The sequence below is a fragment of the Bacillus hominis genome (assembly GCF_018332515.1).
Taxonomy (GTDB): Bacteria; Bacillota; Bacilli; order Bacillales; family Bacillaceae_G; genus Bacillus_A; species Bacillus_A hominis.
The window spans coordinates 1-1660 of sequence record NZ_BOQD01000066.1 but is presented as its reverse complement, the minus strand read 5'-3'; the positions used below and the strand labels follow the sequence as shown (position 1 = coordinate 1660).

General features: G+C 34.3%; 1 protein-coding gene. It reads right to left on the bottom strand.

Features of this window, described 5'->3' with window-relative positions:
- Positions 1–128: 128 nt before the first annotated feature.
- Positions 129–1565 (bottom strand): IS4 family transposase, encoded by a 1437-nt coding sequence (locus KI356_RS08445; protein ID WP_001053964.1) that lies wholly within the window; start codon positions 1563–1565, stop codon positions 129–131.
- Between the last annotated feature and the right edge of the window lie 95 nt (positions 1566–1660).

Below are 1660 nucleotides of genomic sequence, written 5' to 3'. Positions count from 1 at the left end.
CATGCCCATCAACTTAAGAACGAAAACAAAATGAACTTTCGTTCAAACAAACTAAAAAACACGTAATGTACTTTTGGTATTGAAAAGTACACACACCAAATAAACTCTAACGAGTTTCATTTTAAAAATTATGCAGCTTTCTTTTGTTTTCCAAACCCATTATACTCATAGACAACACCCATAATATCAAAGATAGTTTTCTTCTCATATCGATGAGATTTCCGTCCATTCTTCTGTAGGAGGTCGAACAAACGGATTAAAATCTTTGTTAGATTTTGGGTGTTTCTCTGTATCGCTTGATATAACAGCGATACATGATCTTGAATCATCCCAATGGCTTTATATTCACTTAATTCTCTTTTGTTCTTTTGCAAAAGAAGTTTACGCATCTTAAACATCGTAGAAGAACAGATAAAGATGGCAATAAGTCTTCCATACACATGACATTCTAATCGCTCTTTTTTGATAGTTTGCCAATGATGAATTTGAAATAAGGATTTCCACGTTTTAAAAATAATTTCTATTTGCCAGCGAAGGGAGTAAAAGTCATGTATTTGTTCCATCGGAACAACTCCTTCAGGCGTATTTGAGACATATATGTTGATACCCGTTAATCGTTTACTCTTTTCTGAAAATGTAATACCCTTTTTACTTTCAGTGTAACTTTGTTTTTTTCTACGTTCCTGTATCTGTTTGTCTGTTAAACGATAGATAATTACACGTGTGAATAGTTTTTGATTCTTTCCAATGTAAGCTTCTTTTATTTCGTATGTTTGACCGGGTTTTAAATTGTTCATAATATGTTCTAAATCAACTTGGATATACTGTGATTGCTTTTTTACGGTTCCGTTTCGAAAGTATTCTGGAAACGGATTTTTTACATACACGGTATGGTTTAATTTTAATCTGGATATATAATAAGCACCTCGTTGATCCATTTGATCTAAGTCTTCTAATGAAAAATAACCTAAATCACGGATACATAAATCGCTTGGACGTAATGTGTCTAAGCATTCTGTTCCAAAGGTCTTATCATTATTTTTTCCTGGACCTATCTGAAAGTTTAGAAACTGTCCGCTATGTAAGTCATATTCTAATTGAATCTTGATACCCGCTGTTTGTGCACAACCACCTGATCCAGGATATACATGGGCTAAATGTTTTGGTACTTGGAAAATCGTCGCATCTAAAATACGAATTCGTTGAAAATACGTGAGCGCCGCGCTTGAAATGGCCGATGTTTCACAGATTTTACTTTTCCATAATGCCGAAAAAATATATTTCAAAAATTCAACCGCTTTTTTATCAAAGCGTTTATTGAGTCCTTCTGGACTCATAAGAGTGCCTGTGGCCGCATGTAATTGACTGCATAGTCGAACAAGCGAGTCACTCGCTGTACGTTGACTTACCCAAATACATATGGTAGCTAATTCATTTCCAGAAAACTTTCGTTTTCTTTTTACAAAACCTAATTCTTTTGCGAGTTCTTCCAAAAGAGAAGGGGTTAAATGACGATACAGTTCTTCAGAAAATAGTTGTAATTCATCTTGAATCGAAAGATTCATAAAAAATGTCACCCTTTCTAGCTAGCTTTTTAGAAAGAATAACGTTTTTTGTCACTTGGGGGTAGTGAAAATTCTTAAGTTGATGGGCATGGGGT